Annotated in this window: 23 protein-coding genes; 16 read left to right on the forward strand and 7 right to left on the reverse strand. The window is 43.4% G+C overall.

Going from position 1 to position 25,742, the window contains the following annotated elements; genetic code table 11:
* Nucleotides 1-34: 34 nt before the first annotated feature.
* On the reverse strand, nucleotides 35-412 hold the full coding sequence (locus tag NSQ72_RS03590; RefSeq protein ID WP_041087183.1) for a YfmB family protein: 378 nt from the start codon (nucleotides 410-412) through the stop codon (nucleotides 35-37).
* A gap of 221 nt (nucleotides 413-633) precedes the next feature.
* Between NSQ72_RS03590 and NSQ72_RS03595 the strand changes: the two genes are divergently transcribed.
* From NSQ72_RS03595 to NSQ72_RS03650, 12 genes are all read left to right on the forward strand, one after another.
* On the forward strand, nucleotides 634-981 hold the full coding sequence (locus NSQ72_RS03595; RefSeq protein ID WP_039177084.1) for a general stress protein: 348 nt from the start codon (nucleotides 634-636) through the stop codon (nucleotides 979-981).
* A gap of 954 nt (nucleotides 982-1,935) precedes the next feature.
* Entirely contained in the window at nucleotides 1,936-2,592 is a 657-nt protein-coding gene (locus NSQ72_RS03600; protein ID WP_341083301.1) for a class I SAM-dependent methyltransferase, read from the forward strand.
* Between the two features lie 266 nt (nucleotides 2,593-2,858).
* Nucleotides 2,859-3,584: a GTP cyclohydrolase II gene (locus tag NSQ72_RS03605; protein ID WP_034282729.1), complete on the forward strand. Its 726-nt coding sequence runs from the start codon at nucleotides 2,859-2,861 to the stop codon at nucleotides 3,582-3,584.
* A 32-nt stretch (nucleotides 3,585-3,616) separates the two neighbouring features.
* Nucleotides 3,617-4,420, forward strand: coding sequence for a formylglycine-generating enzyme family protein (locus NSQ72_RS03610; RefSeq protein ID WP_059376784.1), 804 nt, complete (start codon nucleotides 3,617-3,619; stop codon nucleotides 4,418-4,420).
* A 4-nt stretch (nucleotides 4,421-4,424) separates the two neighbouring features.
* On the forward strand, nucleotides 4,425-6,182 hold the full coding sequence (locus NSQ72_RS03615) for a WD40 repeat domain-containing protein (RefSeq protein WP_341083303.1): 1,758 nt from the start codon (nucleotides 4,425-4,427) through the stop codon (nucleotides 6,180-6,182).
* A 283-nt stretch (nucleotides 6,183-6,465) separates the two neighbouring features.
* On the forward strand, nucleotides 6,466-7,548 hold the full coding sequence (gene ribD / locus NSQ72_RS03620) for a bifunctional diaminohydroxyphosphoribosylaminopyrimidine deaminase/5-amino-6-(5-phosphoribosylamino)uracil reductase RibD (protein WP_126681363.1): 1,083 nt from the start codon (nucleotides 6,466-6,468) through the stop codon (nucleotides 7,546-7,548).
* A gap of 110 nt (nucleotides 7,549-7,658) precedes the next feature.
* Nucleotides 7,659-11,033 (forward strand): exosporium glycoprotein BclB-related protein, encoded by a 3,375-nt coding sequence (locus NSQ72_RS03625; RefSeq protein ID WP_341083306.1) that lies wholly within the window; start codon nucleotides 7,659-7,661, stop codon nucleotides 11,031-11,033.
* Nucleotides 11,034-11,174: 141 nt separating this feature from the next.
* Nucleotides 11,175-12,770, forward strand: a complete 1,596-nt coding sequence (locus NSQ72_RS03630) for a sensor histidine kinase (RefSeq protein ID WP_099663021.1) — start codon at nucleotides 11,175-11,177, stop codon at nucleotides 12,768-12,770.
* 3 nt (nucleotides 12,771-12,773) lie between these two features.
* Nucleotides 12,774-13,469 carry a response regulator gene (locus NSQ72_RS03635; protein WP_025092679.1) on the forward strand — a complete coding sequence of 232 codons (696 nt, stop codon included), beginning with the start codon at nucleotides 12,774-12,776 and terminating at the stop codon, nucleotides 13,467-13,469.
* Between the two features lie 3 nt (nucleotides 13,470-13,472).
* Nucleotides 13,473-14,450: a tripartite tricarboxylate transporter substrate-binding protein gene (locus NSQ72_RS03640; RefSeq protein WP_144491768.1), complete on the forward strand. Its 978-nt coding sequence runs from the start codon at nucleotides 13,473-13,475 to the stop codon at nucleotides 14,448-14,450.
* A gap of 324 nt (nucleotides 14,451-14,774) precedes the next feature.
* Nucleotides 14,775-16,073 carry a citrate:proton symporter gene (locus NSQ72_RS03645; protein ID WP_034283666.1) on the forward strand — a complete coding sequence of 433 codons (1,299 nt, stop codon included), beginning with the start codon at nucleotides 14,775-14,777 and terminating at the stop codon, nucleotides 16,071-16,073.
* Between the two features lie 176 nt (nucleotides 16,074-16,249).
* On the forward strand, nucleotides 16,250-17,881 hold the full coding sequence (locus tag NSQ72_RS03650; protein ID WP_144491767.1) for a M14 family metallopeptidase: 1,632 nt from the start codon (nucleotides 16,250-16,252) through the stop codon (nucleotides 17,879-17,881).
* A 53-nt stretch (nucleotides 17,882-17,934) separates the two neighbouring features.
* Here NSQ72_RS03650 and NSQ72_RS03655 read toward each other — a convergent pair whose 3' ends face one another.
* The gene (locus NSQ72_RS03655; RefSeq protein ID WP_008341777.1) at nucleotides 17,935-18,420 is read right to left on the reverse strand and encodes a phenolic acid decarboxylase; all 486 of its coding nucleotides are present in this window, start codon (nucleotides 18,418-18,420) and stop codon (nucleotides 17,935-17,937) included.
* A gap of 112 nt (nucleotides 18,421-18,532) precedes the next feature.
* Between NSQ72_RS03655 and NSQ72_RS03660 the strand changes: the two genes are divergently transcribed.
* Both NSQ72_RS03660 and NSQ72_RS03665 read left to right on the forward strand, forming a co-directional pair.
* Nucleotides 18,533-19,090 carry a PadR family transcriptional regulator gene (locus tag NSQ72_RS03660; protein ID WP_058837494.1) on the forward strand — a complete coding sequence of 186 codons (558 nt, stop codon included), beginning with the start codon at nucleotides 18,533-18,535 and terminating at the stop codon, nucleotides 19,088-19,090.
* 104 nt (nucleotides 19,091-19,194) lie between these two features.
* Nucleotides 19,195-20,301: a nitric oxide synthase oxygenase gene (locus tag NSQ72_RS03665; RefSeq protein WP_058837493.1), complete on the forward strand. Its 1,107-nt coding sequence runs from the start codon at nucleotides 19,195-19,197 to the stop codon at nucleotides 20,299-20,301.
* 286 nt (nucleotides 20,302-20,587) lie between these two features.
* On the opposite strand, the gene NSQ72_RS03670 is transcribed toward NSQ72_RS03665, so the two are convergent.
* A complete protein-coding gene (locus NSQ72_RS03670; RefSeq protein ID WP_341083308.1) occupies nucleotides 20,588-21,985 on the reverse strand; it encodes an MFS transporter in 1,398 nt (465 codons plus the stop codon).
* A 117-nt stretch (nucleotides 21,986-22,102) separates the two neighbouring features.
* Here NSQ72_RS03670 and NSQ72_RS03675 point away from each other — a divergent pair, with 117 nt between their 5' ends.
* Nucleotides 22,103-22,990, forward strand: coding sequence for a LysR family transcriptional regulator (locus NSQ72_RS03675; protein WP_058837491.1), 888 nt, complete (start codon nucleotides 22,103-22,105; stop codon nucleotides 22,988-22,990).
* Between the two features lie 260 nt (nucleotides 22,991-23,250).
* Here NSQ72_RS03675 and NSQ72_RS03680 read toward each other — a convergent pair whose 3' ends face one another.
* Nucleotides 23,251-23,523, reverse strand: a complete 273-nt coding sequence (locus tag NSQ72_RS03680; RefSeq protein WP_341083311.1) for an acylphosphatase — start codon at nucleotides 23,521-23,523, stop codon at nucleotides 23,251-23,253.
* Between the two features lie 122 nt (nucleotides 23,524-23,645).
* Between NSQ72_RS03680 and NSQ72_RS03685 the strand changes: the two genes are divergently transcribed.
* The gene (locus NSQ72_RS03685) at nucleotides 23,646-24,296 is read left to right on the forward strand and encodes an MOSC domain-containing protein (RefSeq protein ID WP_341083313.1); all 651 of its coding nucleotides are present in this window, start codon (nucleotides 23,646-23,648) and stop codon (nucleotides 24,294-24,296) included.
* 42 nt (nucleotides 24,297-24,338) lie between these two features.
* On the opposite strand, the gene NSQ72_RS03690 is transcribed toward NSQ72_RS03685, so the two are convergent.
* The 3 genes from NSQ72_RS03690 to map all read right to left on the reverse strand — a co-directional run bounded on the left by NSQ72_RS03690 (nucleotide 24,339) and on the right by map (nucleotide 25,645).
* Complete coding sequence (locus tag NSQ72_RS03690) at nucleotides 24,339-24,476, reverse strand: YflJ family protein (RefSeq protein WP_064497716.1); 138 nt, start codon at nucleotides 24,474-24,476, stop codon at nucleotides 24,339-24,341.
* 134 nt (nucleotides 24,477-24,610) lie between these two features.
* A complete protein-coding gene (locus NSQ72_RS03695) occupies nucleotides 24,611-24,772 on the reverse strand; it encodes a hypothetical protein (protein WP_087976421.1) in 162 nt (53 codons plus the stop codon).
* Nucleotides 24,773-24,895: 123 nt separating this feature from the next.
* Nucleotides 24,896-25,645 carry a type I methionyl aminopeptidase gene (map, locus tag NSQ72_RS03700; protein WP_024424611.1) on the reverse strand — a complete coding sequence of 250 codons (750 nt, stop codon included), beginning with the start codon at nucleotides 25,643-25,645 and terminating at the stop codon, nucleotides 24,896-24,898.
* Nucleotides 25,646-25,742 lie beyond the last annotated feature (97 nt).

Here is a 25,742-nt window from a genome sequence, read left to right on the forward strand (position 1 = left end):
CACAAAAAAGCAGCCGCCATCTCATCGAAGGGGACTACTTTTTCTGAAAAGATACAGAGAGGAGCGGCGGGAGACAGCCAAACAGCTGATACACATCCGCATCACGTTCTTTTAACAAATATTCGTTTGCATTTTGCATGGAGGCTTTCATCATATCGCGCGTCACAAAAGGAAAAAGGATATTCAAATATGAGGACAACAGGTCTTGTGGATCTTGATCAATTGACTCGATATCTCCAATGTTAATAATGATGGAAAAGAGATAATCAATGGAGATGCGAAAGTGCTGTTCGGCAAACAATGTAAGCGGCTTTGTATTTGCTTCTTCAGGATTCCACTTTTGAAAAAGCTGTTTCACCAAATCACTGACAACCCAAGCATTAAACTGCTGCTCCGCTGAAAAGTAATACATCAGCTCTCCCTCATTTCTAGCCTCCAGTATAAGAATTGTACAACAAATCAACAGGAATGAACACGATATTTCAGAAAATTTAGTCATTTTAACAGGCTTTTTGTCAAAAATAAGTCGATAGGCATGGTATGTTCATTAAGCAAATTGGATGTGCTCTTGTAAGGTTTAATGTCAAAAGTGACGGGTAAAAGATTCGTAAGACGTTAAAGGAGGAATATAAAATGAAACCTGTTGTAAGAGAGTATTCAAATGATGAAACACTTCAAAGAGATGTAGAGCAATTAAAATCGATCGGAGTTGCAAGAGAGGACATTTATGTTCTATCCCATGACGATGATCGAACAGAGCGTATTGCAAATAATGCAGATGCCAATACGATAGGCTCAAGAGAAGTTGGACTTAAACATGCGGTCGGGAACATCTTTAGTAAAAAGGGAGATGAGCTCCGCAATAAAATTCATGAAATTGGTTTCACCAAAGAAGAAGCTGAGACATTTGAAGAACATTTAGATGAAGGGAAAGTGCTTCTCTTTGTCACAGATCATGAAAAAGTGAAAAACTGGGCGTAAACGCCAACTGAAAAAGCCTCTTACTTTTGTAAGGGGCTTTTTTTCATGCCTCCATGTCTGAAGGAGAGACACATATCTTTTTTACGATAAAAAACAAATACGGAAGTATGGAATAAATAGTAAACTCTCTAATTGAAAATGCCGCTATACCAAAGAAAAACAAGGGGAATCAGAAAAAATAGTCGAAATATCACAAAAAACCATTCGGGAAATAATTATTGTATCTTTCTATTTTGATTTAAAATTAAATAAAAAACTTGTGTAATTTAGTAGATAAATTTCTTAGTTCTATTGGTTTAAATTGTATTTTTGTGTAGAAATAATTGTTTTAAGGTCAAAAAACCACGAAAAATACCTGTATTTTCAATTAGAAAATTCATTTTAATGTTTAGGAAATAATTTGTTGACAAAATAAACTAAAAACAATATATTTGGCTTATTCCAGTCATTATGGAATTAGTTGTTAAATTTCTGGCGGGTTTATTCGGAGCATAACTTAGTGAAAGGGGGTGGCAGAAACCAAGGCCTAAGCGCCTTTAAGTTACAAAAGTGTCTACTAAAACAAAGAATCATGTAATTGAAAAAAATGATAGTCATTCTAAACAGTAGATTGGTTTTTCTACTATGAACACTTTGCAAGAGATAGTCAAAAGGCGTTAAGTCCTTATACAAAAGAGAAAGCGGTTTCAATGGAGAATGTGAGTTGATCGAACGGTGAAGGAGGTGAACTCATATGAAAAAAAGAGAGAACAAGCTGAGGCGAGGCGGCCTTCAAACGGCTGCATATGAGGAGGATGAATGCTGAAAAAGAAGAGTGAACATGTGGGATGCTTCTCTCCTTTTTCAGACAAACAGATTTTCCTAAAAAATCCATCTTTCATTTTAACATAAGGTTTTTGGCTTGAAAACCACCTTTGCCCGAAAAGGCGATTGTGAATTGAAGGAGGTTTCATGATGAAAAAGGCTTTGTACCATGAAGACAGTGGTTTGTATTTAGAAAAGATGCGCATCGCATTCCAAGAGCATTATGAGCAAAGAACAGATATGTGGTCCACTGATCCATCCTTAACAGACGCAGCAGTGATGTCATTAAAGGCATGGCGTTCAAGGGAAAAGAATGCACTTGCTTCTGTACTGGATATCGGGTGCGGCAACGGCCGTGCACTTGAACATTTAAGCGGGCTTTCCGCATATGTCGGTATCGACCTGTATGAGCATGAGGAGTGGGAAGGGTTACAGAAAAGAGAAACAGTTCCTGTCCACTTTGTTCATCAAGATTTTATGTCATGGTCCATGGATCAGGGACGCGGGATGCAGTTTGATTTGATTTTAGATCATGGCTGCTTTCATCATCAACATCCTGATGATCATGAACGTTATTTAAAACAGGTCTCTTCTTTACTTCATGAAGGCGGTGTCTTTTCACTTGTTGTCTGGGGAGAAGAGTGGAAAACAGGATTAATCGGAGAAGATGGCCGTTTTCATTTTTCGTTTTCAGATTCTCAGCTTGGCGAAAAAATTTGTACATCAGGTCTTGAGCTTGTATCCATATCACCATTACAAGCGAAGGCCGGAATAAGCCAGCATCATGTCATTGCCGTCAAAATCTAGTACAAAGGTGAGTGATTCAAAGCTAGCAGAGGTGTTCATGTTAAGAAAGAGCGCCTGCCAATCAAGGGTGTTTGCTGCTCTGACAAAAAAAGCATATGAACCAAGATTTCTGCTCCTTTGTACTGGAAATGGACAAGGTCTAAAGCGATGAGAGACACTGCACATTCATTTCCTTCTGCGGGAGCACACAGGCAGAGGGAGTGCGTACACATATTCATCACTCCATCACTGCGCTATGGGTGCAGTGATGAATAGGGGGGAGACAAATGAACAAGTTTGTAGATGAATTACAATCAATGATTCATCATTTTACCTTTCAAGAAAAACACTATTTGCTCGTGGGGCCTGTGAATTTGCCAATTTCCATTCAACATGAAGAAGTGCCATTTAAGTGGTATGCCTTCGCACCTGTTGAACGGGATACAAAACCAACGATCGAATCGATTGTCCAAATGAGTACCGCGCAGCAAACCTTTTCCTCTTGTCTCTTATTTGGCGACTTTGAAAATGAACGGCCGCCGCTTGTGCGAATCCATAGTGTCTGCCAAACAGGTGATGTGTTTGGGTCACTGAAATGTGACTGTGGTCCACAGCTTGCATTATCACTGAAGAAAATCACCGATTACGGAAAAGGCATGCTTGTGTATATGGCCAATCAAGAAGGGCGGTCTATTGGGCTGATGGCAAAAGCATTGACGTATAAATTACAGGAAATGCAGCTGGATACTTTTGAAGCCAACCGCCTGATCGGCTGCGGGGATGATGATCGGCATTACGAGGAAGCAGCAGCAGTTTTGCACTATTTAAACAAAGGGAAACCATTGCATTTACTAACGAACAATCCAGATAAAGTCGATTCTATTGCAGCTTACGGTCTTCCTGTTTTGCGGTTTGATCATACGGTCGAAGCCTCTCTCTACAATGAAGCCTATTTAAAGGCAAAAGCAGCCTCAGGGCATATGGTCGATGAGAAGAAATTAATTAATCAATAGACGAGTTTATTGAAAGAAGGCGGGAGAAAAGCGTGAAACCTGATATCAATTGGATTCAAATTCCAAGCGGCTATGCAACGATTGGAAGTAATGAAGAAGATATGAAAAAGGCATCAGAATACTGGAAGGACAAGCTGCTCAATCCAACCTACGGCCGTGAGAAAAAATTTCAAAAATGGCTGTACAAAGAATTTCCATCCTATCAGTCGTATATCAACGAATTTTTTATCTCAGATACGGTCGTCAGCAATGAACTGTATCAAAGCTATTGTGATGAAACAGGCCAGACATACCCGGAGAGTTTAACGAATGAAGAGCTTGGCGGGGGAAAAGATCATCCAGCTTGGGGCATGGACATTGAGGAAGCCTTCTCGTTCTGTCAGTGGCTGAGCGGGAAACTGGGGATGGATGTGTCGATTCCTACGGAAGAAGAATGGGAGTATGCTGCCCGGGGAAACACGAGAAATCAATATCCATGGGGAGATGAGTTTGATCCTTCTTACTGCAATACGCACGAATCAAATATTGAAAAAACGACGCCTGTCCGTCATTACGAAAAGGGCAGATCCTTATTTGGTCTTTATGATATGGGGGGCAACGTCGAGGAATGGGTCAACACCAAATATCATGTATATGAAGGCGGCATCGAGGTCGTCGATGATTTAACGGAAACACTCGGAAGTGACTACTACATTTTAAAAGGCGGCTCCTTCGCAAGAGGTGGAGATTTATGCAGAGTCGCAAGAAGACACGGGAAGCACCCAGATCCCGTTTTTCGATTTACTGGTTTTCGTTTAGTGACTCGTCAAAAACAACATATAAAGGTGGGAGTGTAAAACCATGCATAGAGGACCAATTACATCTGTTTTATCAACTCAGCACGACCAAATTGTTTACACTGGCGGCTATGACCGTTGTATTTATCAGTGGAACCGGGAGACAGGAGAAGGAAAGTTTATTGGCAGTCACGAGCATATCATTAACTCAATATCTCTTTCTGAAAACGGAAAGTATTTAGCGAGTGCATCGTCAGACTATACCATTCAATTATATGATACAGGCACAAATACACGAATCCGCACGTTGTTTGGTCATGCGGATGATGTAGAAGCCGTCGCTTTTGCGAAGCAGGATACTTTGCTTGTATCCGTGTCCAGAGATAGAAGATGCTTAGTGTGGGATATCGAAACGGGTGCTATTTTAAGAGAATTCCATGGTCATAGCAAAGATGTATTAGCTGTATGGATACATGGTGATAAAGCTTACACAACAGGTGATGATGGATACGTCCTTGTATGGCTGTATGAGACCGGAGAAATTGTAGGGGAAATCGGCCCGTTTGATTATGAGCTGGATACAATCAGCGGCAGCAATCAAAAAGAAGTATTCGCACTTGGCAGAGATGATGGCACCGTTATTATTTACGATGCAGCGACTTTACAGGAGAAGAAAATCATCAAAGCCCATTTACAGGGCGTCAAGCGCGTGAATTTTTCTCCAAGCGGCAATTACTTGCTGACAGCAGGCTACGACCATTTAATTAAGCTGTGGAATTATGAAACAGGTGATTTAGTCGATACGCTGCTGCCTCATAAATATCAGTGGGAGCGCTCGCTTGTCTGGACAGAGGATGAGAAGTCAATACTAGGAGCCAGCTTTGGAAAAACATATTGTGAATGGTCGATTGAAAAGGGCAAAGTCATATCAGATGAGATCGAAATGGCGACACCATCTATCAATGACATTGCGCTGACTGATGCAGGTGATATTATTACCGCATCAGATGATGGAAAATTCAGAAAAAATGGAATAGAAATTGCTAAATCAACGGGCGTTTTAACGAATGGAGTAGCTGTTGCACGGGATGGAAGCTATTATGCGTGGGGAGACCATGCAAGTCAGGTGCATATTGTTCATGAATCATTACAGCAAATGGTTTCGTTTGATCTCAACACAGGTCCGGTCAACAGCGTGTATTTCCACGAGGAGGATCGTCAATTTTATATTGGAACTTACGGCGGTTATGTCCATGTCATTTCAACAGAACACTTAAAGGAAATCGGCCGTTCCAAAGCACACGATTGTGCGGTCAAAGCATTAAAGGTAGAAGGGGATCATATCATCACAGCAGCGGTTGAAGGAACCATCTGTCTTTTAGATAAAAAGAGTTTATCCTTAAAAGCGGAATACATCGGTGCGACAGAGCTGTTAAATGATGTCTTTATTGATAGTAAACGAGACCGTATCGCCATTGTCAGTCGTGACAAGAATGTGAGATTGTTTGATTTGCATACTGGAAGAATTTTAGACCAGCATAACGAACACCAGTATTCGATTAAATCGGTCACAGTCACAGACTCTGGCTATATTGTAAGCGGCGATTATTGGGGCTATATCGTAGTGTGGAATCCAGAGCTGGATGTCAACACCGGCCCAATTAGAATTGCCCAAAATGGGATTAGTGCCATCAGACAATTAGGCAATGATGTATACGCAAGCTCATACGACGGTGGGATTTATCACGTTCGAGAAGATGGGACGCATACCGAAGTATTACGCTTATTTGAACAATTTCCGAAAGAAGTAATCTCTCATTAAGAAAAAGAATGTAAGCGGGGGATTCTCATGATAAGTGTTTGCAAGGAACATATGAAAAAAGGTCTGTCTGTACTCAATTGTCCGCATGTGCTCCTCATTAATAAATATGAATGTCGCAAATGCTGTTTTTGTAAACAACGAGCATCTTATAAACTTTTTTATTCCTTGCCTTACTATGATCGATCTGAAAAGAAACGGATGGAAAAAATATAGCACATGAGAATAGAACTCCTTCATTCCCTGAAGGAGTTCTTTCCCTTGAAAGAGAGGAAAGGAGACTTACATGAAAGACGATGTTTTTTATATGAAGCTAGCGATTGCCAACGCAAAGGCCATGAAAGGACAAACCTCACCAAATCCGCTTGTCGGGGCAGTGGTAGTCAAAAAAGGTGAGATTGTTGGAATTGGGGCTCACATGAAGGCTGGCGAACCGCATGCTGAAATTCATGCGCTGCAAATGGCAGGAGATAAGGCGAAGGGAGCTCATATGTATGTGACGCTCGAACCTTGTTCGCATCATGGAAAAACAGGGCCTTGCTCAGCAGCGATAATAAAGAGCGGGGTGAAACGTGTGGTCATTGCCACTGGGGATCCAAATCCGCGTGTAGCAGGTAAAGGGGTCACGATGTTGAAACAAGCAGGGATAGAAGTAGAAGAAGGGATATGTAAACGGGAAGCGGACAGCTTAAATCTTCCTTTTTTTCATTCCATACAATCAGATCTTCCATATGTCATATTAAAAACAGCCATTTCGTTAGACGGGAAAATTGCAACAGCTCACCAAGAAAGCAAATGGATTACGGGAACAGAAGCGAGGAATGAAGTGCAGCAATTACGTCAAGAAGCAGATGCTGTGATAACAGGCGTCGAAACCATTATTCAAGATGATGCAGGTCTTATTGTAAAAGATTCATTCGTGACACAGCCCATTCGTGTCATTTTAGATTCCACCTTAAGGATTCCGCTTCATGCGAAATGTTTAAACGATCATATGGCAGAAACCATTATTTGTACCTCAAACAAGTACGATCAAAAAAAATACCATCAACTGGTGCAAAAAGGACATCAGGTCTTTATCACAAGCGGAGAAAATCGGACAGACATCCATGATGTGTTACGCATGCTGAAGAAGCGTTCTGTCATGTCGGTACTTGTGGAGGCGGGAGGAAGTGTGAGTGCATCCTTTTTAGAAGCATCACTTGTGAACGAAGTCATTATTTATATGGCACCATTATTAATTGGAGGGAAAGATGCACCTACTTTCTTTGAAGGAGAAGGTACGAAAACATTAAAAGAAGCCATCCGTCCAAAAGATATGGATTATAGTATGGTAGGAAAAGATTTAAAAATGACGATGAGACTTTAATGAAAGAAAGACCTTGTATATGAAGTGCAAGGTCTTTTGATTAATAAAAAAATAAAAGTGTACATACACCTTTCTAAATCATGATGAATACGATGGATGGGGGTGATTCTATGAGAAGATGTAGACAATGCGGAAAGACATATCCAACTCATTCGACAGACCACTACCAAAAAGGAAGCTGGTATGATGCGTATAAGGATGATGGCTGGGAATGTGATAGTTGTAAGAAAGGAAGATCAGGGAAGCCAGGAAAACCAGTGAAAAATCCTTGCTGCGGAAAAGATCCTTGTGTTTGTGTGATTCAAGGTCCGCCAGGCGGGAGAGGAAGAAGAGGCCCAGCAGGTCCGGCGGGTGCAGCAGGTCCAGCGGGCCCAGCAGGTCCAGCAGGTCCAATCGGTCCAACAGGTGTAGGTTTAACAGGCATTCTGGCATTTGATCCAGCAGTAGCACCAGCCTACCCAGTAGGGCAAGTGGTGACATACGATGGCAGTACGTATGTGGTCAATTCAGCACCGCCATTAGGGACGCCTGATACATCACCGGACTATACGCTTTTAGCTGCTGCAGGAGCAACAGGTACAGGACCAACAGGTGTTACGGGAGATCCCGGTCCGACTGGGGCAACCGGCGCTACCGGTGTAGGTCTAACTGGAGTTGTTCCGTTTGATGCGGCAGCGGCACCAGGGTATCCAGTAGGTCAAGTGGTGACATATGAAGGCGAGACGTATCTTGTAAACACAGCATCGCCAACAGGTACACCCGATACTTCCCCAGATTATACGCTTTTAGCTGCTGCAGGAGCGACAGGAGTTACGGGCGCCACCGGCACAGGAGCAACCGGTGCAACAGGTGAAACGGGAGCGACCGGCGTCACAGGAGCAACGGGGGAAATTGGTCCAACCGGCGCCACTGGAACAGGAGCAACCGGAGCCACAGGTGAAACGGGAGCGACTGGCGTCACAGGAGCAACGGGGGAAATTGGTCCAACCGGCGCCACCGGCACAGGAGCAACCGGAGCCACAGGTGAAACGGGAGCGACTGGCGTCACAGGAGCAACGGGGGAAATTGGTCCAACCGGCGCCACTGGTACAGGAGCAACCGGTGCAACAGGTGAAACAGGAGCAACCGGCGTCACAGGACCAACAGGTTTAACTGGGGTAACTGGTGAAACAGGGGCAACAGGAGTGACCGGAGCGACTGGAGTCGGTTTATCCGGAGTCGCAGCGTTTGATCCAGCAGTAGCGCCAACTTATCCAGTAGGTCAAGTGGTGACATATGAAGGAGGAACCTACCTTGTTAACACGGCGCCACCAACAGGCACACCAGATACGTCACCAGATTATACGTTATTGGCCGCTGCAGGAGCGACTGGCGTTACAGGAGCAACCGGTACAGGAGTCACGGGTTCCACCGGCGCAACAGGAGTGACAGGACCAACGGGAGAGGTTGGTCCAACCGGAGTCACTGGCGTCACAGGAGCAACAGGAGAAATTGGTCCAACCGGTGCCACTGGTGTTACGGGAGCGACGGGGGAAATTGGTCCAACGGGAGCTACTGGTACGGGAGCCACCGGTGAAACAGGTGCAACAGGGGTCACAGGAGCGACAGGAGAAACTGGTGCCACCGGCGTCACAGGACCAACAGGTGCAACAGGGGTAACTGGTGAAACCGGGGCAACAGGAGTGACTGGAGCGACTGGAGTCGGTTTATCCGGAGTCGCAGCGTTTGATCCAGCAGTAGCGCCAACCTATCCAGTAGGTCAAGTGGTGACATATGAAGGCGGAACATATCTGGTCAATACAGCACCGCCAACAGGCACACCGGATACTTCTCCAGACTATACGTTATTAGCAGCCGCAGGTGTTACCGGAGCCACCGGCGTCACAGGAGCAACTGGGGTAACCGGTGATACTGGAGTCACAGGAGTAACCGGAGCGACAGGAGCAACTGGTGTAACGGGTGATACAGGAGCAACGGGAGTCACGGGTACAGGAGTGACCGGAGCCACAGGAGATACAGGAGCGACCGGCGTCACAGGTGTTACTGGAGCAACGGGAGCAACGGGAGCAACGGGAGCAACGGGAGCAACTGGAGCCACCGGAGTAACGGGTGTAGGATTAACTGGCATCCTGGCGTTTGACCCAGCTACAGCCCCAACCTATCCAGTAGGTCAAGTGGTGACATATGAAGGTGGAACCTATGTTGTGAATACAACACCACCAACAGGTACACCAGATACGTCCCCAGACTATACGTTATTGGCCGCCGCAGGTATTACCGGAGCAACAGGAGTAACCGGGGCAACTGGGGTAACAGGTGATACAGGAGCAACGGGAGCAACAGGAGTAACCGGAGCAACTGGGGTAACGGGTGATACAGGAGCAACGGGAGTCACGGGTACAGGAGCGACCGGAGCCACCGGCGTCACAGGAGTAACAGGAGCGACCGGAGCCACTGGCGCCACGGGTTTAACAGGTGCAACTGGGGTAACCGGAGCAACAGGAGCAACGGGAGCAACGGGAGTAACCGGAGCCACTGGTGTTACGGGTGATACAGGAGCAACGGGAGTCACGGGTACAGGAGCGACCGGAGCCACCGGCGTCACAGGAGTAACAGGAGCGACCGGAGCCACTGGCGCCACGGGTTTAACAGGTGCAACTGGGGTAACCGGAGCAACAGGAGCAACGGGAGTAACCGGAGCCACTGGTGTTACGGGTGATACAGGAGCAACGGGAGTCACGGGTACAGGAGCGACCGGAGCCACCGGCGTCACAGGAGTAACAGGAGCAACCGGAGCCACTGGCGCCACGGGTTTAACAGGTGCAACTGGGGTAACCGGAGCAACAGGAGCAACGGGAGTAACCGGAGCCACTGGTGCCACAGGTTTAACAGGTGCAACAGGAGTAACCGGAGCCACCGGCGTCACAGGTACCGGAGCGACCGGAGCAACAGGTCCAACAGGTGTGACAGGATCGAGTGCGATCATTCCATTTGCTTCAGGTACACCTGCTGTCCTGACAACAATTGCAGGCGGACTTGTTGGAACATCCAGTTTGATCGGATTTGGTAACTCAGCGACAGGTGTCAGTATTGTAGGCGGAGTTATTGATTTAACAGGCGCTGCGGGTACATTAATCAACATGGCGTTCTCAGTTCCGAGAGCTGGAACAATCACGTCATTTGCCGGCTATTTCAGCACAACAGCAGCTCTTTCTTTAGTTGGCACGAGTGTTACCGTAACGGCTAGTCTGTTCGCTTCACCGACACCAAATAACAGCTTTACACAAGTAGCGAGTGTCACATTAGCCCCAGCTTTAACTGGAGTTTTAACACTGGGTGCTATTTCAAACGGTATTGCGACTGGTCTAAATGTACCAGTCACACCTGAAACAAGATTGCTTGTTGTATTCTCTGCATCCGCTACAGGACTATCCTTAGTAAATACCGTAGCAGGCTATGCGAGTGCTGGTTTATCGATCACGTAATAGGTATACAGGGATGACTCGATTCTGAGTCGTCCTTTTTTGTTTGAAAGAATTTTCTCTTAACTTAGTAAGAAAAAATGATATCATTTTCTTAGAGTCTATTCGGGTGAATCTACTGAATTAGGGGTTGTGGCGGTGAGGATGGGCAAAAGGAAAGTTACTTTACAAACGAAAATTTTGGGGTTAATTATCGGGCTTTTGCTTGTTGTCATTGCATTATTAACCATTTGTTTTGGTTTTCTGCAGACATCGGAAAGGCAGGGACAAGCTGAACAGCTGGCGGTGCAGACCGCTAGAACGATATCATATATGCCGCCCATTAAAGCATCGGTGGCGGTGTCAGCTTCCCAAAATGAAGAACAGGCAGTGCTTGAGCAAATGAAGGAGCAAGTAAGAGCACATGCCATCTTCATTACCAACCGAAAAGGAAAGGTTCTTATTCATACGAATCATGAGGACGTAGGAAAAACCATCAGTGTATCGGAAGGAAGAAGTACCCTCTTATTTGGAGGAACTTCTATATCCACTGATGATTCTAATGGTGAAACCGTTGTCAGAGGCAGTGCACCCATTATGAAAGAAACAGAAGGGCATGAAGAAATTATTGGGACAGTCACCGTCGAATTTTTAAAAAAGGAAATCGATCAAGCAACAGCTCATCAGCTATTGAAGCTTAGCTATATTGCCCTTTTAGTGCTCTTGCCTGGCATATTCGGTGCGATTTTTTTAACGAAGAGTATTCGAAAAGATACATTAGGGCTTGAGCCGCATGAAATTGCTTCGCTGTATCGAGAAAGAGAAGCGATGCTGCTCGCTATAAAAGAAGGGATCATTGCGTTTGACCAGAAAGGCGCGATTACGATGATGAATACATCAGCTGAACATATGCTGCGCGTCTCATCAGAACTGCCCCTTCATATTGATCAAGTCTTGCCAAATGCCAAACTTCTTTTCTATTTAAAGGCAGAGACGATTGAACCTAACATCGAAACCGTCGTCAATGATAAAACCTATGTTTTAAATGTGAAAAAGGTAATGCAGGACAATCGAGTATTCGGAGGGATTGTGAGCTTTAGGGAGAAAACCGAACTGACGAAGCTGCTGGATACATTAACAGAGGTCAGCCAGTATTCAGAAGACCTGAGAGCACAAACGCACGAATTCTCAAATAAGCTGTATGCCATCTTAGGCCTGCTTGAGCTGAATCAAGTCGATGAAGCCATCGACTTGATTAAAGAAGAATATCATCTGCAAAACCGACAGCACGATTTACTCATGAAGCAGATTCGGTCTCCTAAAATACAAGCGATCTTACTTGGCAAGCTAGGGAAAGCATCTGAGAAGAAAGTCCATTTCCACATTGATGAAAATAGCTCACTAGAGCCGCTCCCAGCTCATTTAAGTCTATCTCACTTTATCACCATCATTGGCAATCTCGTAGATAATGCTTTTGAAGCTGTATTAAATAAGGAGAAGCGCGAGGTAGACCTATTCATCACAGATATTGGGTTTGATATTATCATAGAAGTGTCAGATTCAGGTGATGGAGTGAATGAAGAGGAACTGTCACAGATTTTCACAAGAGGCCATTCGTCAAAGGGAGAAGGACGAGGCTACGGGCTTGCGAATGTGAAAGAAGTATTGGACGAGCTTGGGGGCTGGATTGAAGTTGCGAACCAAAAAGAAGGCGGTGCCATCTTTACTGTATACATACCGAAAGGCACAAAGGGGGAATAGATGGTGATTAAGGTACTCATTGCGGAGGATGATTTTCGAATCGCTGCCATTCATGAATCTTATATACAAAAGATAGAAGGATTTAAAGTCGCCGGAAAGGCAAAGAGTGCAAAGGATATGTGGGAGGCGCTCCAAAGGGAACAAGTTGATCTCATCTTGCTTGATGTCTATATGCCTGATGAACTTGGCACAAACCTGCTGCCGCTTTTAAGAGAACGCTGTCCTGAAGTAGATGTGATCATTATCACGGCTGCAACGGAAACGACGCTTTTAAGAGATGCACTTCATTACGGAGTGGTTCATTATTTAATCAAACCGGTGACCGCACAAAAGTTTGCACAAGTCTTAACCGAATATAAAGAAAAGAAAGACATCATCAATTCAAAGGATGAAGTCAATCAAACGATGATCGATCTGTTTTTTGGGCAAATGCAGGAAGAGCCAAAACAAAGGGATGACAGAGATCTTCCCACGGGCATCAATTCACTGACCTTGGATAAAGTGAAAACATTGATGGCATCTGAAAATAGCGGAATTACAGCAGAAGAACTCGGGGAAAAGATGGGCGCATCACGTACAACTGCGAGACGCTACGTAGAGTATCTCGTGACAACAGGGGAATGCCGGGCAGAGCTTGCATACGGAATCATTGGTAGACCTGAACGGAAATATTATCCTGCCAAACAAGCGGAGTCATAAAAGATGAAAAAAGCAATATTTTTTGTTATCGTGCTCTGCCTTTGTATCACGCTCACCTTTAATGAAAAAAAGGCCGGAGATTCTTTCCTTCAGCAAAGCTCCTTATATATTGTGGTGTCGGGTGTACCAGAGGGGGGATTTGACCAAACGGCTCAGGTGATGAAATCAGTGCTTGAACAAGAGAAGCTGGTGAAACGGCCTGTGAACATTCTTTATCAAAGAGGCGGAACGGTGGATAAAGGATGGACCTACATGATGGAGCGAGAAGCCAACTATATCAGTTTAAATTCAAGCTTATTGTTAAGCCGTAACTTGCTTGGCAGCAGTAACGTGACGATGAATGATGTGACACCGCTGGCAATCCTTGCAGAAGAGTGGCAGGTCGTCGCAGTCCCAGTAGATTCTCCTTTTGCAAATGGGAAGGAGCTGTTACACGCACTCAAGAAAAAACCAGATTCCTTAAAAATTGGGTTTGCCCCTGACTTTGGAAATGATGATCAAATCTCATTCGCCCGGGCAGCAGAAATGGCAGGGATTGATCCATATCGCATTCAATTTCTGAAATTTGACAGTGCAGATGATTTATTTCAGGCGCTCATCGACCATGAGGTAGATGCAGCAACGACTACTATTACAGAGGTTCGTCATGATTATGACAAAAAGAGGCTGAAGCTCGTAGCCACGACAACCAGCGAGCGCTTAGATGGATTTGAAGATGTGCCGACATGGAAAGAGCAGGGCATTCCGCTCATCTTTTCCCATTGGCGCGGTGTGATGGGCCCTAAACAAATGAGTCAGCATGACATTCGTGAATGGGATCAGCTTCTTCAAAAAATGACGAAAACGAGGTTATGGAAAAAACGATTAAAGCAAAAGGGCTGGACAAGTCGTTATATGAACAGCAAAGAGGCAAAGATCTTTATGGAAGATCAATTAAGGCAATACGAGCAATTGATACAAGGAGAACAAGCGGTCGAGTGAGACCGCTTCCAGCATGTAGACAAACCCTTGCATTCGCCCGCATTCCTGTGTGCCGGTGCTCACGAATCTCACATTCGCTCCAGTACTCGTCTTTCCTAGACTTCTATCAAGAAGACAAAGGGCTAAAATAAACCCTTTGTTTTTTTCATGGAATGAAAAAGGCCAATGTTTGAACAAAATGAACAAAAAGCATTTATCGACCGAAAAAGAATTAAAATTCATAATATTTACTTCAATTCTCACCTCAGATATGATGACAAAAAGGGTTGGAAATGGGATACCAACACATTAATGAAAGCGTATACAACATAAGGGGTGAACAATATGTTAGCAATCTTAGGATTTCTTATGATGATAGTATTTATGGTTTTGATTATGACGAAACGTATGTCTGTTTTAACGGCATTGGTGTTAACACCGATTGCATTTGCTCTTATCGCAGGTTTTCATTTTACTGAAATTTCAGACATGATTGTCAAAGGTGTGCAGCAAGTAGCACCGACAGCGGTCATGATCATGTTTGCGATTTTGTACTTTGGCATTATGATTGATGCGGGTTTATTTGACCCAATGGTGGCGAAAATTTTAAAAATCGTTAAAGGCGATCCATTAAAAATCGTAGTCGGAACAGCTGTCCTGACGATGCTTGTTGCACTTGATGGTGACGGAACAACGACATATATGATTACAACAACAGCGATGCTTCCACTATTTACACTGCTTGGCATCCGACCAATTATTTTAGCCGGAATTGCCGGAGTTGGCATGGGAATTATGAATACAATTCCGTGGGGAGGAGCCACACCTAGAGCGGCGAGTGCACTTGGGGTCGATCCTTCACTTTTATTTGGCCCGATGATTCCAGTCATTGGTGCAGGGGTTCTCAGTATGATTATTGTTGCTTATTTTCTTGGAAAAGCCGAAAGAAAACGTCTTGGTGTCATTGAACTTGACCAGCCGATTCATGCAAATGAAATGGCAGCTGCACTGCAAGATGACATCAAACGACCGAAGCTTTGGTGGTTTAACCTGGCGCTAACTTTGTTATTGGTGCTGCTGCTTGTATCAGGTAAAGTCAGTTTAACTGTTCTATTTGTTCTTGCTTTCTGTGTGGCAATTATTGTGAACTATCCGAACTTGGACCAGCAGCGTGAGCGAATTGCGGCTCACTCCACAAACGTTTTAGCCATTGCCTCGATGATTTTTGCGGCAGGTGTTTTTACAGGTATTCTAACTGGAACGAAAATGGTTGATGAAATGGCGATTTCGATTGTATCTGCAATTCCAGAGCAGCTTGGCGGCTTTATTCCAGTCATTGTCGCATTAACAAGCGGGATCTTTACTTTCTTTATGCCGAATGATGCATACTTTTATGGCGTACTGCCGATCCTATCAGAAACAGCGGCAGCTTACGGTGTCGATAAAATTGAGATTGCCAGAGCCTCTATTATTGGTCAGCCGATTCATATGTTAAGTCCACTTGTTCCATCGACTCATTTACTTGTTGGACTTGTTGGCGTATCACTGGATCAGCATCAGAAATTTGGGATGAAATGGGCTGTGCTGGCAGTTGTCGCTATGACTGTCATGGCAGTTCTCATTGGGGCTATTTCCATCTGGTAAATAAAAAGTGTCTGCTGTGAGCAGGCACTTTTTTTAGGTCATATTGCTGGGGAGGCTCCATTCATTTGCCCTAGACAAAGAGATGCCTGTTCCTCCAAAAGATTTATTTTTGAAAAATACTGACACTTTTGCTGTTTTTTTCTTTATAATGCAAATCAACGAAGGGAGAGGATAGCATGTCCAAACGAAAAGGCACGATTCTTTTTGCTGCTGTATGCCTCATGGCAGGCAGTTTGTCGATGGTGAGCCCAGCTTCAGCTCATGCAGAAACCCCTTATTACGGAAAGAATTATGAACAGCCGGCTTCAGTGAAAAAGCTATACCCTGAGCCTGACGAGACGTTTGATACCCCTGCCTTTCAGAAAAAAGAAGAAACATTTACAACACAAGAAGAGCTTCAAACTTTCTTACGAGACATTGTCCACAAAAGTCCTTACGCCACGCAGAAACAGATTGGAACATCCATTGAAGGCAGGTCCATCCAGGCCCTGTACTTTACAAAGGATCGCTCGATTACTCCACTTTCAAAAAAGCCAACAATCTGGCTCCAAGCACAAATACACGGAAATGAACCAGCCTCCGGTGAATCTGCTCTCGTCATTGCAAAACGATTAGCAGGTAAAGAAGGAGACCGTATACTTAATCATGTCAATATCATCATTGTCCCAAGAATCAATCCTGATGGTTCTTATGCGTTTGACCGCAGACTGGCAAACAGATTAGATGGTAATCGTGATCATATGACATTAGAATCTCCAGAACTGACAGCCCTGCATCAAGAATTTAATCGGTATGCGCCAGAAGTGGTCATTGATGCCCATGAATACGATGTGGGCCAAAAGCAGTTTGAAGATATCGGTTCATCAGGCGCTCTCAAATATCATGATTTGCTTATTCTATCAGGGAAGAATCTAAACATTCCTGAAAACATCCGGCTGACATCAAATGAGTTATATGTTAACGGAGTTCGTGAAACGCTGACGAATAAAGGGTTTTCTAACGATTTGTATTATACAAACACAAGAGGAAAGGATGGCAAGATCGACATTTATGAAGGTGGAACGGATGCGCGAATTGGCCGAAATGCCTTTGCACTTTCGCCAGCCCTGTCATTTCTTGTAGAAAGCAGAGGGATTGGGATTGGGAGAGAGGATTTTGCCCGCCGCGTCGCTGCGCAAGTAGCCACCCATGAAAAAATCATTGAGACCACGGTGAAACATGCCAAGCAGGTGAAGCAGCAAATGGTGACGGAGCGGTTGAAGCTTGTGAAAAAAGGGCTTCATCCAAAAGATGACGATCAAGTCGTCATTCAAGATGCTTTCAAATCACCTGTTGATGACACGCTGGAAATGGTTGATATTGAGAAAGGACAGACCACCAATGTTCCTGTACGTTTTCATAGTGCGAGCGATGCTGTTCCTGTCTTAACAAGAGAACGGCCGACAGCTTACCTCATTCTTCCGGGGCATGAAGGAGTAGAAAGGAAACTCAGAACATTAGGGTTAAAAAGTGTCACATTGCCGGTTGGCATGAAGTTGCCGGTACAAGCCTACAAGGTGACAAAACGAGAGGAAAAGAGCAAATCAGATATTCAGCTTGAAACAAAACTCGTTGACAAGAAACGTCAGCTGCCAAAAGGAACAAAGGTATATGTCACGGCACAGCCGCAAACCAATTTGCTGTCACTTGCCCTTGAACCAGAATCAAAGGACAGCTATATGTCATCAGGGTTTATCGCTTCAAAAACAGGTGATGAACTACCAGTCTATCGTTTCGTGCTTCCTCAAAATACGTTAGGCATTCAATAAAAAGGGGCTAAGATTTTATCAAATGTAAAAGCGGCACTAGGCGTGCCGCTTTTTTATTTTCGTCCAGCTCTTATTTCATCTGTCATGCCTTCATATGGTGCTTCTGCGATAATGGTTTCGTCATTCACACCTGCATGATGGATATACGTAATGTCCGCAAATTCTGGGACAACATATTTCGGATAGGTTTCGTATTTTTCACGAGATTCTTTCATGAGATCGATGTAGTCATTTTGATAGCAGACGGTGATGTCTGGACGTTCATGCACCCATTTTGGGAAGAAGATGACGCCATGCATGCGTTTTTCTTCAGGCATAAAGTTTAGAGAGACGTCTGTCCCAGTTGGTTCTGTCCAAGAGACTTTGTATACGCCTTTTGTCAGCTTTACAATATTTACTTCCTGATCACGGACCCAACGTCCTCCAACCATTCCGCTATGAATGCGGTAATCAATGGTGTGATCGTTTTTAATGTAAATCTCATATTCCCAGCCATTTTCATACGTATAAATCATATGAAGTCCAACGAATTGATCCATGTTTATTCCTTCTTTCATTAGAATGATGTTTTTTCAAACATGTTGTGATTTACATGTTTATTTTAAAGTCTATGGTATACTATTGTCAAAGAATAAGCGTTGGAGGCACATCATGAGAGTACTAAAATATGCCATTCTTGGCTTGCTGGATCAGCATGAGCTGACAGGATACGATATTACGAAACATTTTAAGGACTCCCTTGGACAGTTTTGGAGTGCAAAGCACAGTCAGATTTACCCTGAGCTGAAGCGTCTCACAGAGGAAGGGTTTATTGAATTTGATATTCACATACAAGGAAAAAAGCTGGAGAAGAAGGTCTATCAAATCACAGCGGCAGGAAAAGAAGAATTGCGTCAGTGGTTAAGAACAAAAGATCCGATTCCAGAAACAACAAAGGATGAATTCATGCTCAAAACATTTTTTATCTCCTCCATGGACAAAAAAGAAGCGGCTGACCTCTTTGCATATCAACTTTTAGAGCGCACCAAGAAAGTAGATGTGCTGGAACAAAAGCTGCACGCTTTGACAGAGGAAGATCCTTCTGCTGAATCACTGCATTCAGCGCAATTTGGGCATTACTTAGTGCTGACAAGAGCAATCGAAAGAGAAAAAGGCTATGTCCGCTGGCTCCAAAAGACCCTTATACGTATTGATTCATCTATGGTCTAAGGACAATGGTCGGATGATTTGATAAAAAATGGTTTGAAACGAGTGAATTTATCAATAGAAACCGCTACAATGGATATATTCGTATTAAAGTGAGGCGAGTATGTTTGAGTAATCAAGAAGCGTTGTGGAATGAAGCAGAAGCTTTTATTTCTGTATGCTATGAAGAATTAAACAAATCAAATGAAGAGAAAGCAGCACGTCTGCATGAAATAAAAAAAGAAATTGAGTCTGAAGGTAGTTATACGCATACACTAGAGGAATTAGCTCACGGGGCGAAAATGGCATGGCGCAACAGTAACCGCTGCATTGGCCGTTTGTTTTGGTCGACCCTGCAAGTGCATGACTGCCGGCATGTAAAGACTGAGGATGAGGTGAAAGAGGCGCTCTTTCATCATATTGAGTATGCGACAAATGGCGGGAAAATCAAACCGTCTATTACGATCTTTCCCCCAGAGAGTCACAAGCAGAAGGAAGTCGTCATTTATAATCATCAGCTCGTTCGTTATGCAGGCTATGAGACGGAATATGGCATCATCGGCGACGAGGCATCTCTTGAATTAACAAAATTATGTGAAGCCCATGGCTGGAAAGGAGAGGGCACACATTTTGATATTCTACCTCTCATGTTTCAGCTAAAAGGTCATCCGCCTGTTCTGTATGAGCTTCCGAAAGAAATCGTCCAAGAGGTAGAGATCACCCATCCTGAATATGATGGATTCCGTGATTTGGGACTAAAATGGTATGCGGTTCCGATTATTGCTGATATGAAATTAGAGATTGGCGGTATTCATTACAACGCTGCACCGTTCAACGGCTGGTATATGGGCACAGAAATTGGCGCACGCAACCTAGCGGATGAAAACCGCTATAATATGCTAAAAAAAGTTGCTTCTCTTTTAGGACTGGACACGACCAAGAATTCGTCCCTTTGGAAGGATAAAGCCATTGTCGAATTGAATGTGGCGGTTCTCCATTCTTATCGCGAAGCAGGGGTGACGATTGTTGATCACCATACAGCAGCACATCAATTCAAGCAGTTTGAAAAGCAGGAAGAGAAGGCTGACCGCAAGCTGACTGGGGACTGGACATGGCTGATTCCCCCTGTATCACCAGCAGCTACCCATATATTCCACAAGCATTACGACAATACCATTGTGAAACCAAACTATTTTTATCAAGACAAGCCCTATCACGGGACAGAAAAAGCCTAGCGATAGTTATATGTATGTTCTCTAATATGATGTTGAACATTTAAATTGATTAAAAAACAAGGGATAGATATCTATCCCTTGTTTTTTATTTATGATGACCACAAAAGATCTCTTCCTTACTACAACAAGGGGCGAAAATTTGCGCTCTCGCATTCCACTTCTGTATGACTTTCTCACCCTGGGGTTGTTTATCCTTTTGCATTCCCTGCCAAGTTTGATCCCATGAGGACCATTCCTTGATATTAACAATTGTTATAACATTCAACTCCTATTTTTATTTTTTGTTTTAATTGCTTTTACTCGGTTCATCCAATTGCTCAGAATTTCTGAGTCGCAGACTTATAAATACTAAGATCAATGCAATGACCGTTAGGAAAACCCCCAGCAATCGGAATCCTGTAAAGTTGAACGCACCTCCCATAATGATACCTGTCAACAGTGAAGATAAAATTGTTCCCAAGTATCTCGATGTATGAAATAGGCCAGATGCTACACCGGCAATTTCTTTTGGAGAGCTTTTAAACAAAGCTGCCTGCATACCAACAGCGTTTAGCCCGTTGCTAAAACCGAATGCGGCTAACGCCAGACACACACTGATGACTGGTGAACTTTGCGTCCATGTCACGATCCACACTGCCCCTACCACCATCAGTAATGAGGATACAATCAATACAGGTCTGGGTCCTGATTTATCGACCCATTTCCCTGCTATTGGCGAAGCTACAATCGAGCTCAAGCCCAAGGTTAACATAAGAATCCCTGTCTGGAATTCACTGACAAGACGTACCATTTGCAGGTATGATGGAATCCCAAAAAAGAGTGAATAATAAAGTAAGTTAACTAGCAAGTATTGTATATTGACCCAAGTCATCTCTGGATATTTGGCGAAGGTGCGTAAAGGAATAAATGGCGACACTGTTTTTAGCTCATGTCGTACGAATATTCCCACCGCAACGAGACCGATTAGCACAATAACGATATTCCACATAGAGAAATGCCCAGATGATTTCGCTGCCAGCAAGCCAACTAGAAGGGCAATCAGACCCACCGCAAAGAGCAGAATTCCTGGCACATCAATCACACCCAGTAATTTTCGAAACGACATGTCACGTGAAACCGTTGCGGCTGGTCCATCGTTAGGAATCATTTTCCAAGCTAATATAAAGCTCGCCACTACAAACGGGGTATTGACGATGAAGATCGCTGGCCAGTCCCACCATTGAATAAGTACTCCTCCGGCAAAGGGTCCTATAGCTGCTGCACCGGATAGGAAAATTGATAAACCTGCTAAAGCATCTGATTGCTTTTCAGTAATATGAATGCGTATTATAGCTGTTCCAACTGCAATCAGCATACTAGTTCCGATTGATTGTAAGATTCTGAACACAATTAGCCATCCGAAATTTGGAGAAAATGGAGCCAGAATAGAAGAAACTAAGGATACAACAAGACCAGCCAGAAATATCTTCCTCCGACCGAATAAATCACTAGCCTTCCCCATGACAGGTTGGGCGATAGCACTAGCGATATAAAATGAAAACACAATCCAGGAAACAGCAGTAAAATCAATGCTATACACATGTTGCAACCTAGCAATAGCAACAGAAATCATTGATGAATTTAAAGGGTTTAATAATATTCCTAGTCCAACGGATATCATTAACCATCTGCTACGAGAATTCATTTTTTCTCCCCCTTTATAGTTGTTACATTGATATCTTACTTGGAATTTTACATTCATTCCAACGCATTTAAAGTTATGATATCATTGACCAAAAGGAATGATTGGAGAGAAAATGAAATGGAACTCCTTCAACTACAATATTTTCTAGAGGTAGCTCGATTAGAGCATGTAACCGAAGCTGCACGAAGCCTCCACGTTACGCAATCGTCGCTAAGCAAAACGATTCAGCGTCTGGAAGAAGATTTAGGGGTACCTTTATTTGATCGCACAGGCAGGAAACTGCGATTAAATGAATTTGGCAACAAATTCATTCGTCGCGCGGAAAGGGCTTTGTTTGAGTTGGAACAGGGAAAACAAGAGATTAGCGATTTGTCTAGAGCAGAATCTGGCACACTAAAGCTTGCGGTAACCACAGCAAGCACTTTGCCTCAGATTATGCGAGAGTTTCGTAAAAAACGCCCTAATATCCAATTTCATGTGCAAATGCTGACCACACTGGAAATGGTCACGCTTTTACATCGAGGCGAAGTCGATTTTTGCTTGTCGTCCTCTCCTTTTCAAGGGGAAGACATCGAATGTCAAGTTGTCTTTGTTGATCCCATTCTTGTAGCAGTTCCTAATGGGCATCGACTGGCAGACCGAAGTAGCGTATGTTTAACAGAACTTAAGGATGAATGCTTTGTCGGTGTGAAAAGAGGATACGGCACTCGTGATTTAGTAGACTCTGTATGCAAATCGGCTGGAATTGACCTTAAATATGTGTATGAGGGCGATGAACCTACACGTTTGATCAGTCTTGTAGAAGCTGAAATTGGACTTGCCTTCATACCAAGCACAGCAAAAATATCATGGGGAAAGATTAAATATTTGCAAGTTGAGAATCATGAACTTGTACGTGATATCGCTTTATTATGGCATACAAGCCGATACATGACGCAAGCTTCATTGGAATTCCGCAAGGTAGTTCTAGACTATTTTGAGGCAATATCGAACCAGTCCAATTAATCTTATTCATGACTTGTACCGATTCGATGTTATACGAGGTCTAAGTCCCAACCAGCCTCAAACATATCTCTACAAGTAGGTGGTAAACTGTTTACTTGACGGAAATCAATGTCCTACGCCCCCGTACGTTCTACCCTGGCTACTGATAGATTAAATCTAAATAAAAAAAGTTCAACCAGAAAGTTCTGGCTGAACTATATAATACGAACGCTCCGTCTAACTATCATGAATAGGAATAATGTTTACAAATAGCTAGTTTTTTATGACCGTATTCGAAAAACCTTATAATGAGCCAGCTCGGTGAGCGGTTCCATGTGCATGCCGATGACTTTTGAAAAAGGACTTCCTTTCCGGACAGTTTCTAAGAAATCAATCACTTTCTGCTGCTCACCTTCTACCTTTAACTCGACATGACCTTCGTCAGTGTTGCGTACCCAGCCTTTCATTCCACGATTGACGGCTTCTCCCTGAACAAAATAACGAAAGCCGACTCCTTGCACACGTCCTTTTACAATGGCGTGATAATGAACCATGGTCATCTCTCCTTTTTTCACATCGTACCATAGCCTGCAACTGATCTTCACGCCTCGACTTTGATTTGTTTGTCAAACGATGTAAAATAAAAGCCAGTAGACAACCAAAGGAGATGGCCATCGTGGGACAGAAGAGATATGCCATAGAAGGAATCCAAGTGGGACAACCTATCATCACCTATGCGAACGGAAAAGAAATCAAAACAGCCATCAACAAAAAGCGCATTCATGAGCCTGTGTATTTAAGTCAGATCAATTTTGAGGGAGATGGCCAAGGTGATTTGATTCATCATGGGGGCTATGATAAAGCCGTCTGCGTCTTTCCGTATGATCATTATGCTCACTTTGAACAATTTTTAGGGGTTCCATTACAGGAAGCTGCCTTTGGCGAGAATGTAACAGTACGCAAGCTAGTCGAGACGAATGTGCATATTGGCGATGTGTTTCAGCTTGGAGATGCATTTGTTGAGGTGAGCCAGCCAAGACAGCCTTGTGTGAAATTATCTGTTAAGCATGGCAACATGAAGATTGTAAAGGAAGTGCAGAAAACAGGGTATACAGGCTTTTATTTACGTGTACTGAAAGAAGGCATGGTACCGCCTGATGCATCGCTTGTACTCGTAGAAAAAGCGTCCCATCACATTACGGTCCATGAGGTCAATGAGGTCAAATATCGTCAAACAAGTCCGGAGAGACTGAAAGCCGTTCTTGAAGTAGAAGCTTTAGCAGATGTGGTGAGGAAGTCTTTAGAAAAACGAATTCAGCACATTTAAAAAAAGCCGTACATCAGCTTAAGATGTACGGCTTTTCAGCGTTTATGAGCTGCGTTTCTTTTGCTCAAGAAGATTTGCAAGGAAATATGTTTTTAAGCTTTGAAGCTTTCTTCCTTCATGCTTAGTCACACCAAGCTTCTTTAATTCTTCGACATACCAGCCTTTGCTACCATAATGCATGATAGAAAACTCCTTTCAATTGAAACTGCCTGCATTGTAACATCTCAAAAAAGGACGTGAAAAGTGTGCAGGTGTCAAGAAATGAAAACTGATTCTATCTGCCTATGATCCATGTATATGCTGGAAATATTGATTTATGAATTTGGCGGGTTGAGGGTAACGAGGATCATGCCGACCGTCATAATCATGATGATAACACCAAGATAGGTCATCATGGATTGTTTTTTCTTAATCCCTACAACCGTTAAGATAATACTTTCGATGAAAAAGATAACACCTATGATGATGAACCACATATCAAATAAGACCCCTTTCACATATCTTTGCCTATTTTACCACAGGCATTTTTGTTTAGTCGTGACAGATTGGTGAAACGGGTATGAAAAAATCCCCTCCATTCAAAGGAGAGGATCGATTGTTTAAAGCTTTGTTAAAATAATCGGTTCGTCTTTAGTGATCACAATGGTATGTTCAATCTGTGCGACTAGACTTTTATCTGGTGTTTTAAATGTCCAGCCATCATCAGCTTGATAAATTGATTCAGCATTTGTTGAAATGAAAGGTTCAAAGGCAATGACTGTGCCATTTTTAAACAAAGCATTATCGAATGGATCATAGTAGTTCAAAATATGATTAGGTGCTTCATGCAGATTTTTCCCAATGCCGTGTCCTGTTAGGTTTTTAATAACGGTAAATCCTTGTTCTTTCGCCGTATTGTAGACCGCACGGCCAATTTGGTTTTGTCTTTTACCGGCTTTTGCATGCTTTAATCCTTCTAGGAACGCATCCTCCGCACACTTACATAATGCTTCAAGACGAGCATCACCTGTACCTAAAACAAATGAAATGCCTGTATCGGAATAATAGCCGTCAAGCTCTGCTGAGATATCAATGTTTACGAGGTCGCCCTCTTGTAAAATGGTTTTTTCACTAGGGATACCGTGTGCAACTTCATCGTTTACACTGATACAAGTAGTACCAGGGAAGTCATATTCCTTTTCAGGTGCTGAATTGGCACCGTGCTCTTCTAATATTTTTTTCCCAATCAAATCTAATTCTTTTGTAGACATGCCTGGTTTCGCTTGGCTTTTCATTTCTTCTCTTGCCAAAGCGACAATTCGGCCGACTTTTTTTAAGGCTTCTAACTCATGATCATGTTTGACAATCACTGTTCATTCCCGCTTTCTATATCTTCATTCTATTCAATAGCTTACCACATTTTACGCAAAAAGAGTAAAGAGCGGAATTCAAATCGATGTGGACAAA

Origin of the sequence: Bacillus sp. FSL R5-0659, from assembly GCF_038008785.1 — a bacterium.
Classification (GTDB): Bacteria; Bacillota; Bacilli; order Bacillales; family Bacillaceae; genus Bacillus; species Bacillus safensis.

Coding starts and splice junctions, on each gene's coding strand:
- NSQ72_RS03605 (WP_034282729.1), top strand. CDS start 2,859: ATGAACAAGTTTGTAGATGAATTACAATCAATGATTCATCATTTTACC.
- NSQ72_RS03595 (WP_039177084.1), top strand. CDS start 634: ATGAAACCTGTTGTAAGAGAGTATTCAAATGATGAAACACTTCAAAGA.
- ribD (WP_126681363.1), top strand. CDS start 6,466: ATGAAAGACGATGTTTTTTATATGAAGCTAGCGATTGCCAACGCAAAG.
- NSQ72_RS03655 (WP_008341777.1), bottom strand. CDS start 18,420: ATGGATCAATTCGTTGGACTTCATATGATTTATACGTATGAAAATGGC.
- NSQ72_RS03650 (WP_144491767.1), top strand. CDS start 16,250: ATGTCCAAACGAAAAGGCACGATTCTTTTTGCTGCTGTATGCCTCATG.
- NSQ72_RS03660 (WP_058837494.1), top strand. CDS start 18,533: ATGAGAGTACTAAAATATGCCATTCTTGGCTTGCTGGATCAGCATGAG.
- NSQ72_RS03670 (WP_341083308.1), bottom strand. CDS start 21,985: ATGAATTCTCGTAGCAGATGGTTAATGATATCCGTTGGACTAGGAATA.
- NSQ72_RS03695 (WP_087976421.1), bottom strand. CDS start 24,772: ATGTGGTTCATCATCATAGGTGTTATCTTTTTCATCGAAAGTATTATC.
- NSQ72_RS03630 (WP_099663021.1), top strand. CDS start 11,175: ATGGGCAAAAGGAAAGTTACTTTACAAACGAAAATTTTGGGGTTAATT.
- NSQ72_RS03675 (WP_058837491.1), top strand. CDS start 22,103: ATGGAACTCCTTCAACTACAATATTTTCTAGAGGTAGCTCGATTAGAG.
- NSQ72_RS03680 (WP_341083311.1), bottom strand. CDS start 23,523: ATGGTTCATTATCACGCCATTGTAAAAGGACGTGTGCAAGGAGTCGGC.
- NSQ72_RS03640 (WP_144491768.1), top strand. CDS start 13,473: ATGAAAAAAGCAATATTTTTTGTTATCGTGCTCTGCCTTTGTATCACG.
- NSQ72_RS03690 (WP_064497716.1), bottom strand. CDS start 24,476: ATGCATTATGGTAGCAAAGGCTGGTATGTCGAAGAATTAAAGAAGCTT.
- NSQ72_RS03615 (WP_341083303.1), top strand. CDS start 4,425: ATGCATAGAGGACCAATTACATCTGTTTTATCAACTCAGCACGACCAA.
- NSQ72_RS03600 (WP_341083301.1), top strand. CDS start 1,936: ATGAAAAAGGCTTTGTACCATGAAGACAGTGGTTTGTATTTAGAAAAG.
- NSQ72_RS03590 (WP_041087183.1), bottom strand. CDS start 412: ATGTATTACTTTTCAGCGGAGCAGCAGTTTAATGCTTGGGTTGTCAGT.
- NSQ72_RS03625 (WP_341083306.1), top strand. CDS start 7,659: ATGAGAAGATGTAGACAATGCGGAAAGACATATCCAACTCATTCGACA.
- NSQ72_RS03645 (WP_034283666.1), top strand. CDS start 14,775: ATGTTAGCAATCTTAGGATTTCTTATGATGATAGTATTTATGGTTTTG.